Raw genomic sequence first — 9,175 nt, forward strand, 5'->3', positions numbered from 1 at the left:
GGCCGCCCCGGCCGCCTTTTCCGGCCAATGGTGTCGGGGGGGGGGGGCGGCCCCCCCCCCCCCCCCCACCACCGGACCCGGCGCGGTCGACCGCGCCGGGCGTTTGATGCAAGGACAGGAGGGGGGACAGGACATGCGCGTCACCCTGCTCACCGAGGGGACGTACCCGCACCAGCACGGCGGTGTCAGCGTCTGGTGCGACCAGCTCGTCCAGGGCATGCCCGACGTCGACTTCGACGTGATCGCCGTCACCGGAACCGGGCACGAGCCGCTGGCCTGGGAACTCCCCGCCAACGTGCGCTCCGTGACCACCGCTCCGCTCTGGGGCCCGGCGTCCGACGCCAAGCCCCCGCGCGGCAGAGAGATGCGGCGGTTCCTCCACGCGTACGAGCGCTTCCTGCACTCCGTCCTGGACCCCGTCTACACCACCCACTTCGGCACCGAGCTGTACGGCTTCGCCGACCTCGCCCAGCGCGGGCTGCTCAGCCCCGCACTGCGCAGCGAGCGCGCCCTGCGCACCCTCCAGCACGTCTGGACCCGCGACTACCTGCCCACCGCCGTCGCCCGGCCCACCCTGCACGACGCGCTCAACGCCACCGACCTGCTGGAGCACGCGCTGCGCCCGCTCTCCGCGGCCCCGCCGCAGGACGGCGTCGCGCACGCGGCCAGCGGCGGCCTGGCCACCCTGCCGGGGCTGATCGCCTCGCAGCAGTACGGCGTACCGTTCCTGCTCACCGAGCACGGCATCTACCTGCGCGAGCGCTACCTCGGCTACCGCACCGGCCCCTACCGCTGGCCGGTCAAGGCGCTGCTGCTGGGCTTCTACCGGATGCTCGCCGAGGAGAGCTACCGGCGGGCCGCGCTGGTCACCCCCGGCAACCGCTACAACCGGCGCTGGGAGGAGCGCGGCGGCACGCCGTCCGCGCACATCCGGACCGTGTACAACGGCGTCGACCCGGCGGCCTTCCCGCCGGCCGGCCCGGAGCCGCAGACGCCGACCCTCAGCTGGGCCGGCCGGGTCGACCCGATCAAGGACCTGGAGACGCTGATCCGCGCCTTCGCGATCGTGCGGCGCGAGATACCCGACGCCCGGCTGCGCCTCTTCGGCGGCACGCCCAAGGGCGGCGAGGCCTACCGCGACCGCTGCGTCGCGCTCGCCGAGGAGCTCGGCACCGGCGACTCCGTGGTCTTCGAGGGCCGCGTCGCCGATATCACCGACGCCTACGCGGCGGGCAACGTGGTGATGCTCTCCTCCATCAGCGAGGGCTTCCCGTTCACCCTGATCGAGGCCATGTCCTGCGGCCGGGCCACCGTCTCCACCGACGTCGGCGGAGTACGCGAGGCCGTCGGCGACACCGGACTGGTCGTCCCGCCGCGCGAGCCCGAGCCGATGGCCGCCGCCGCGATCGAGCTGCTGCGCGACGCGGAGCGCCGGGCCCGGCTGGGCGAGCAGGCCCGGCTCCGGGTCATCGAGCAGTTCACGCTCCGCCAGAACATCGACGGCTTCCGCGGCATCTACACCGAGCTGCTCGGCACCTCCCGCTGGCTGCCCGAGGGCGTCGTCGCGGTCGAGGACGCCGCCCCGGTGCCCGACTGGGAGCAGCCCCTGGTGGCCGAGCGCAGCGAGGTGGGTGCATGAGCGGGCCGCTGAGGCTGGTGCCGTACGAGGCCGGCCCCGACGAGACCGTGCAGTTGCGGGTGCCCCGGGCGGACGAGACCGGCCGGTTGCGCACGGCCCCGCCCGAGGAGACCGTCCAGCTGCGGGTGCTGCCGCGCAAGCGCCGCCGCCCGGTGCTGCCGGAGCAGGCCGCGGCCGAGGACGGGCTCGACCTCTCCGCCGACCCGCTGGACGAACTGGCCGAGCGGCTGGCCGACATCTGCGCCGACGCCGTGCACCCGTACGAGATCGCGGCGTTCCTGGAGTCCGACGGGCTCTCCGACGAGCAGGCCGCGCTGCTGTACGGCCGGCCGGACGCGTTCACCGTGGCCGAGGAGCTGTTCCGCAAGGTGCAGCGCCGCTACCCGGGGCCGAGCGCGGAGTTCGCCAACCCCTGGCGGGCGGACCCGTGGCGCTGCGTGGTGCGCGGCCTGGTCTTCGCCCTGCCCGGTCTGGGCTACCTGCTGGGCGCCAACCTGTTCGCGGCCACCCGGATGCGCTTCGGCCTGCCCTCGGGCATGCTCGCGCTGTCCGTGGCGACCCTGGTCAGCTGGTCCTGGAATCAGGCGCTGGCGCACCGCTCGTACGCCTGGCTCGGCCGCGGGCGGCGGCGCTCGGCCGGGGTCTGCCTGGCCGTCGGGGCGCCGCTGGGGGCACTGGTCTCCGCCACCGCCGGGTACGTCATCGGCGGCCCGCTGGGGGCGCTGTGCTTCGCCGCCGGGCAGTCGCTCTACCTGGGCGCGGCGACGGTGCTGCTGGTGCTGGGCCGGGAGAAGTTCCTCCTGGTCGCGCTCGCGCCGTCCTCCGTCGGGGCGGGCGTGGTGCTGGCGGTGGACGTGCCGCAGGCGGTGCGGACCGTCGTGCTGGTCGCCTCGCTGGCGCTGGCGCTCGGCCTCGCGGCCCGGGAGCTGGTCCGCTGCGTGCGCAGCGAGCAGGACGCCACGGAGCTGCGGCTGCCGCTGCTCCAGGAGGTCCCGCACCTGCTGTTCGGGCTGTCGGTCGGCACCCTCACGCTGATCGCCGGCCTCGGGGTGACCGTCCACCAGGCAATCCGCGACGGCGTGGTGAGCGGGGCCGCGGCCAGCCCGACGGGGCCGGCCATGGTCGCGCTGACGCTCAGCCTGGGCCTCGCCGAGTGGCTGCTGTTCCGCTACCGGGCGCTGGCCGTGGCCGCGCTGCGGACCAGCCACACCGCCGGGGCGTTCGCCCGGCGGACCGGCGGGATCCTGCTGGGCTGCCTCTTCATCTACCTGACCACCGTGGCGGCCCTGGACGCCGCCGCGACGGTGCTCTGGCCCGGTGCCCCCGACCTGGGCGTCCGGGAGCTGGGTGCGCTGCTGCTGCTCGGCGCGGCGCTCTGGCTGGCGCTGCTGCTGAACGCCTTCGGGCTCAGCTGGAGCACCGCCCTGATCTGTCTGGCCGCCGCGGGCGCCGAGTGCGCCGGGCTGCTGGCCGGTGCGGACCCGACGCTCCTGCAGCTGTTCGGCTGCGGGGCGGCGGCCGTCGTCCTCACCGCAATCGCCGGGCCCGTGCTCGGCCGCACCACCAAACACCGCTGAGCAACCACACAGCTCGGCCGTCCCCATCGCAGAAAGCGAACCTTCAGTATGAGCAGCGTTGTCGCCGTCACCGGAGCCGAGGGCTTCATCGGCTCCCACCTCGTCGAGACCCTGGTCGCCGACGGGCACCGGGTCCGCGCCATGGTGCAGTACAACTCCTTCTCCTCCTTCGGGTGGCTGGAGACCCTGGACAAGGAGGTGCTGGACTCGGTCGAGATCGTGCTCGGCGACGTCCGCGACCCGGGTTCCGTCACCGGCCTGGTCAAGGGCACCGAGGCGGTCTACCACCTCGCCGCACTGATCGCGATCCCGTACTCCTACCAGGCGCCGCACTCGTACATCGAGACCAACGTCACCGGCACCCTGAACGTCCTGGAGGCCGTGCGCCACCTGGACATCCCGCGCCTGGTGCACACCTCGACCAGCGAGACCTACGGCACCGCGCAGACCGTGCCGATCACCGAGGACCACCCGATCAACACCCAGTCCCCGTACGCCGCATCCAAGGCCGGCGGGGACCGCCTGGCGGACAGCTACCACGCCAGCTTCGGCACCCCGGTCGTGACGCTGCGCCCGTTCAACACCTTCGGCCCGCGCCAGTCGATGCGCGCCGTCATCCCCACCGTGATCGCCCAGCTGGCGGCCGGCGAGACCGAGATCACCCTCGGCGACCTGCGGCCGACCCGCGACTTCATGTTCGTCAAGGACACCGCCCTGGCCTTCCGCACGGTGGGCACCGCGCCCGCCGAGACGGTGGTCGGCCGGACCTTCAACGCCGGTACCGGCGGCGAGATCTCGGTCGGCGACCTGGTCACCCTGGTCGGCAAGCTGATGGGCGTCGACGTGGTGGTCAAGGAGGACGAGCAGCGCATCCGCCCGGCCAACTCCGAGGTGATGCGCCTGGTCGCCGACGCCTCCCGGCTGCGTGCGGCCACCGGCTGGGCCCCGGCCTTCTCCCTGGAGGAGGGCCTGGAGCAGACCATCGAGTTCTTCCGCGACCCGGCGAACCTGGCCCGCTACAAGACCGACATCTACAACGTCTGACCTGCTGGGCTCCAGTCGCACCGATTCCGTGGGGGAAACACCATGCACGCAGTGATCCTGGCCGGAGGCAAGGGCGTCCGGCTCCGCCCGTACACCACCGCTCTGCCCAAGCCGCTCGTCCCGATCGGCGACCAGCACGCGATCCTGGAGATCGTGATGCGCCAGCTCGCCGCCGCGGGCTTCAAGACCGTCACCCTGGCCATCGGCCACCTCGGCCACATCATCCGCGCCTACGTCGGCAACGGCTCCCAGTGGGGCCTGCGCGTCGGCTACGCGGTCGAGGACAGCCCGCTCGGCACCATGGGCCCGCTGCTCACCATGCAGGACCGGCTGCCCGAGAACTTCCTGGTGATGAACGGCGACATCCTGACCGACCTGGACTTCGCCGGGGTGCTCAAGCACCACGAGGCGTCCGGCGCGCCGCTGACCATCGCCACCTACGCCCGCCAGGTAAAGATCGACTTCGGGGTGCTGACCACCGACGACGGCTCCATCACCGGCTTCCAGGAGAAGCCGAGCATCGACTACCGGGTCTCCATGGGCGTCTACGGCGTCTCGCGCTCGGCGCTCGCCAAGTACACCCCGGGCCTGCCGCTGGGCTTCGACGAGCTGGTCCTCGACCTGCTCGGCGCGGACACCCCGCCGTCCGCGTACGACTTCGGCGGCTACTGGCTCGACATCGGCCGCCCGGACGACTACGACCGCGCCAACGCCGAGTTCGCGCTGATCCGCTCGCAGCTGCTCCCGGGCGAGCCCGAGGGCCTGTACGCCGTCCCCGGCGGGCAGGAGCCGCCGATCCCGGCCGCGCGCAGCGCCGCGGACTCGGAGGGGCAGCCCGCGACCGCCGTCCCCGTCGGCGCGGGCCCGGAGAACGACGGACGGGCCGCGTGAGAATCCTGCTGCTCGGCGCGGACGGCTTCCTCGGCCGGCACGCCGCCGACGTCCTGACCGCGCTGCCCGGCGCCGAGGTGCTGACGGCCGGCCGGCGGCCCCGGCACGACCTGCGCCTGGACCTCGCGGCGGCCCGCCCGGAGCCGCTCGCCGAGGACCTGGCCGCACTGGCCCCGGACGCCGTGGTGAACTTCGCCGGGGCGGTCTCCGGCAGCGCCGTCACCCTGGCCGAGGTCAACGCGCGCGGCCCGGCCGTGCTCTGCGAGGCCCTCGCCGCGGGCGCCCCGAAGGCCCGGCTGGTGCACATCGGCTCGGCCGGCGAGTACGGCGCCTGCGCGCAGGGCACCTCGCTGACCGAGGAGTCCGACGCCCGCCCGGGCGGCGTGTACGGCGCGACCAAGCTGGCCGGCTCCCTCGCGGTGGCCGGCTCGCCGCTGGACGCCGTGGTGCTGCGGGTGTTCAACCCGGTCGGCCCGGGTGCGCCGGCCGGCTCGCTGCCGGGCCGGCTCGCCGCCGAACTGCGCCGGGCCGCCCCGGAGGGGGCGGCGGGCGTGGTGCGGGTCGGGGACCTCTCGGCGTACCGCGACTTCGTCGACGCCCGGGACATCGCCCGGGCGGTCGGCCTCGCGGTCACCGCCGAGGGCCCGCTGCCGCGGGTGCTCAATCTCGCCTCCGGGCGGGCCAGGCCGGTCCGGGCGATCGCCGACGGCCTCGTCGCCGCGGCCGGGTTCACCGGCCGGATCGACGAGAGCGGGGCGGGCTCCGAGCGCTCCGCCGCCGTCTCCTGGCAGCAGGCCGACGTCTCGGCCGCCGCCCGCGCGCTCGGCTGGGAGCCGGCGACCGACCTCGCCGACACCCTGCGCGACCTGTGGCTCAGCACCGAACCGCAGGCCGCCGGATGACCGGCGCCAGCCACGACGGCCGCCTGCTGGTGCCGCTGTACGTCCACCCCGCGGTGGACCCGGCGGCCTGGCAGGCGGTCGCCGCCGCCGACCCCGCCCGGATCTCGGCCGTCGTGCTCAACCTCGCCGACGGCCCCGGGGACACCCCCGACGGCGTCTTCACCGAGGCCGTCGAGCGGCTGCGCGAGGCCGGGCTGCCGCTGCTGGGCTACGCCGACACGGACTACGGCCGCCGCCCGCACGCGGCCGTGGTCGCCGACATCCTCACGTACCGCCAGCGCCACGGCACCACCGGCGTGTACCTCGACCAGGTCGCCACCCAGCCGGGGGCGCTGGCCCACTACCGGCGGCTGGCCACGGCCGCCCGCGCGGCCGGCTGCACCACGGTGGTGTTCGGCCACGGCGACCACCCCGACCCCGGGTACGCCGAGGTCGGGCTCGCCGACCTGCTGGTGACCTTCGAGGGCGACTGGGAGGCGTACCAGTCGCTGACCCTCCCGCTGTGGACCGGCCGGCACGCGGCCGCCCGCTTCTGCCACCTGGTGTACGACGTCCCCGCCCAGCGGGCCCGGGAGGCGACCGCGCTGATCGCCGGCCGCCGGGCCGGGGTCGGCTGCGCCGTCCCCGGGACCGGGGCGAACCCCTGGAGCACCCTTCCGCACGGCCTGAGCGCCGTCGAGCCGATCTGACCGATCCGGAGAAGACCGTGACCCGACGCACCCGGCCGATCCTGGCCTCGCTCGTCCTCGCCACCGCCCTGCTGGCGACCTCCTGCAGCTCCGGCAGCGACGAGGACGCCCCGTCCGCGGACGCGACCGCCGCGCCGCCGGCGTCCACCGCCCCGGCGTCCACCGCCCCGGCCGCGACGCCCGCCCCGAGCACCACCGAGCACGGCACCACCCCGCCCGGCACGACGCCGCCGGGCAGCACGCCCCCGGGCACCCCGGCCCCCGGGACCACCACCGCGCCCGGCACCCCGCCGGGCACCACCGCCCCGGGCAAGCCCTCCGGCGGCCAGCCGGCCCGCTGGCAGCCCGCCCCCGGGCTGGCCTGGCAGTGGCAGCTCGGCGGCAACGTCGACACCTCGGTGGACGTACCGGTGTACGACATCGACGGCTTCGAGACCGACGCCTCGGTGGTCGCCGCGCTGCACGCCAAGGGCCGCAAGGTGATCTGCTACATCAACGCCGGTTCCTGGGAGGACTTCCGCTCGGACTCGGCCGCCTTCGCCAAGGCCCTGCAGGGCTCCAGCAACGGCTGGAAGGGCGAGAAGTGGTTCGACATCCGCAAGATCGACCAGCTGCGCCCGCTGATGGCCGCCCGCTTCGACATGTGCAAGGCCAAGGGCTTCGACGCGGTCGAGCCGGACACCATCGAGGCGTACAACCAGAACAGCGGCTTCCCGCTGACCGCCGACGACCAGCTCCGCTACAACCGGATGCTGGCCCAGCTCGCGCACGAGCGCGGCATGGCCATCGGCCTGAAGAACGACCTGGACCAGATCCCCGCGCTGGTCGGCGACTTCGACTTCGCGGTCAACGAGGAGTGCGCGGAGTTCAACGAGTGCGCCCGGCTCTCGCCGTTCATCCAGGCCGGCAAGGCCGTCTTCCACGTCGAGTACAAGCTCGGGACGGAACGATTCTGCACGCAGAGCAAGGCTCTCAACCTCAGCTCCATGCAGAAGAAGCTCGAACTGGACGCCTGGCGGAAGCCGTGCTGAACACCTCCGCCGCCAGGCGGACCAGCCGCAGGGTTACTTGACCGCCAGCCAGACGACGGCGGCCAGAACCGCCACCGCCACCACGGCCACCACGGCGATCACGCCGGTACGGCTGCCGCCGCTGCTGCTGCCGTAGGTGGAGACGGAGCCCGGTGCCTGCGGCGCCGGGCTCTCGTCGACGAACGCCCGGAACATCTGCGTGCTGCCGGCGGGGTCGTAGTCGTTGTCAGCCATGGCACGGACTCTAACGAATCCGCAGGCCCGGCCGACACCCCGGTCCACCCCTCCCGTCGCACGGCTGCGACGGCGGTGCGACAGCCGTGTGAACACCCGGCCGCCCGCGGAATGGCCGCCCGCCCGATCGGGTTGACTTCCCTCATGACCGAAATCCGCAGTGACGCTCCCGGCCGGGTGAAGCTCGGCTCCTCCGACCTCGCCGTGTTCCCGCTCTCCCTCGGCGGCAACGTCTTCGGCTGGACGGCCGACGAGGCCCAGTCCTTCGCCGTGCTCGACGCCTACGCCGCCGCCAGCGGCAACTTCGTCGACACCGCCGACACCTACTCCTCCTGGGTGCCCGGCAACAGCGGCGGCGAGTCCGAGACCATCATCGGCAACTGGCTGCGCTCACGGGGCAACCGGGACGACGTCGTGATCGCCACCAAGGTCGGCATCCATCCCGAGGCGACCGGCCTCGGCGCCGCCAACATCGCCGCCGCCACCGAGGCCTCCCTGCGCCGCCTCAACGTCGAGCGGATCGACCTCCTCTACACCCACCGGGACGACGACACCCCCGTCGAGGAGTTCGTCACCGCCCTCGACACGCTGGTCCGGGCCGGCAAGGTCCGCGCGGTCGCCGCCTCCAACATCAGCGCCGAGCGGCTCACCGAGGCCCTGGCCTTCGCCGAGCGCGAGGGCCTCGCCCGGTACGTCGCCGTGCAGCCGCACTACAACCTGGTCTCCCGGTCGACCTTCGAGGGCCCGCTCGCCGACGCCGTCGCCGCGCACGGCCTCTCCACCGTGCCGTACTTCGCGCTGGCCTCCGGCTTCCTGACGGGCAAGTACCGCCCCGGCGCCGCCGACGTGGACAGCGCCCGCGCCCAGGGCGCCGCCCGCTACCTGGCGGAGCCGCGCGGCCCCAAGGTGCTGGAGGCGCTGGACGCCGTCGCGCTGGACCGCGGCGTCGAACCCGCCACCGTCGCCCTGGCCTGGCTGGCGGCCCGCCCGACCGTCGCCGCCCCGATCGCCAGCGCCCGCACCGTCGAGCAGCTCCCCCCGCTGCTGGCCGCCGCCTCGCTGCGCCTCACCGCCGAGGAGACCGCCCTGCTGGACGCCGCCTCCGCCTGAGCCCGGGCCGCGCCGGACGCGGCAGCACGCGAGTCGGCGCCGTCCACAGGCTGTGGAC

Annotated in this window: 8 protein-coding genes and 1 pseudogene; 8 read left to right on the forward strand and 1 reads right to left on the reverse strand. The window is 74.4% G+C overall.

Features of this window, described 5'->3' with window-relative positions; translation table 11 throughout:
• Window positions 1-133 precede the first annotated feature (133 nt).
• The 7 genes and pseudogenes from pelF (at window position 134) to ACWGB8_RS36590 (ending at window position 7,773) form a co-directional block, all read left to right on the forward strand.
• The gene (pelF, locus tag ACWGB8_RS36560; protein ID WP_452217972.1) at window positions 134-1,639 is read left to right on the forward strand and encodes a GT4 family glycosyltransferase PelF; all 1,506 of its coding nucleotides are present in this window, start codon (window positions 134-136) and stop codon (window positions 1,637-1,639) included.
• Entirely contained in the window at window positions 1,636-3,216 is a 1,581-nt protein-coding gene (locus ACWGB8_RS36565; protein ID WP_452217973.1) for a hypothetical protein, read from the forward strand. Before pelF ends, ACWGB8_RS36565 begins: the two co-directional genes overlap by 4 nt.
• 48 nt (window positions 3,217-3,264) lie before the next feature.
• Entirely contained in the window at window positions 3,265-4,260 is a 996-nt protein-coding gene (locus ACWGB8_RS36570) for an SDR family NAD(P)-dependent oxidoreductase (protein ID WP_452217974.1), read from the forward strand.
• Between the two features lie 42 nt (window positions 4,261-4,302).
• Window positions 4,303-5,010 (forward strand): annotated as a pseudogene (locus ACWGB8_RS36575) (nucleotidyltransferase family protein); the annotation flags it as partial.
• A gap of 137 nt (window positions 5,011-5,147) precedes the next feature.
• On the forward strand, window positions 5,148-6,053 hold the full coding sequence (locus tag ACWGB8_RS36580; protein ID WP_452217975.1) for an NAD-dependent epimerase/dehydratase family protein: 906 nt from the start codon (window positions 5,148-5,150) through the stop codon (window positions 6,051-6,053).
• Entirely contained in the window at window positions 6,050-6,742 is a 693-nt protein-coding gene (locus ACWGB8_RS36585; protein ID WP_452217976.1) for a spherulation-specific family 4 protein, read from the forward strand. Before ACWGB8_RS36580 ends, ACWGB8_RS36585 begins: the two co-directional genes overlap by 4 nt.
• A 17-nt stretch (window positions 6,743-6,759) precedes the next feature.
• Window positions 6,760-7,773: an endo alpha-1,4 polygalactosaminidase gene (locus ACWGB8_RS36590; RefSeq protein WP_452217977.1), complete on the forward strand. Its 1,014-nt coding sequence runs from the start codon at window positions 6,760-6,762 to the stop codon at window positions 7,771-7,773.
• Between the two features lie 33 nt (window positions 7,774-7,806).
• On the opposite strand, the gene ACWGB8_RS36595 is transcribed toward ACWGB8_RS36590, so the two are convergent.
• A complete protein-coding gene (locus tag ACWGB8_RS36595; RefSeq protein WP_452217978.1) occupies window positions 7,807-8,007 on the reverse strand; it encodes a hypothetical protein in 201 nt (66 codons plus the stop codon).
• Between the two features lie 144 nt (window positions 8,008-8,151).
• On the opposite strand from ACWGB8_RS36595, the gene ACWGB8_RS36600 reads away from it, so the two are divergent.
• Complete coding sequence (locus ACWGB8_RS36600) at window positions 8,152-9,117, forward strand: aldo/keto reductase (RefSeq protein WP_452217979.1); 966 nt, start codon at window positions 8,152-8,154, stop codon at window positions 9,115-9,117.
• Window positions 9,118-9,175: the final 58 nt, after the last annotated feature.

This window comes from Kitasatospora sp. NPDC054939 (assembly GCF_053610105.1).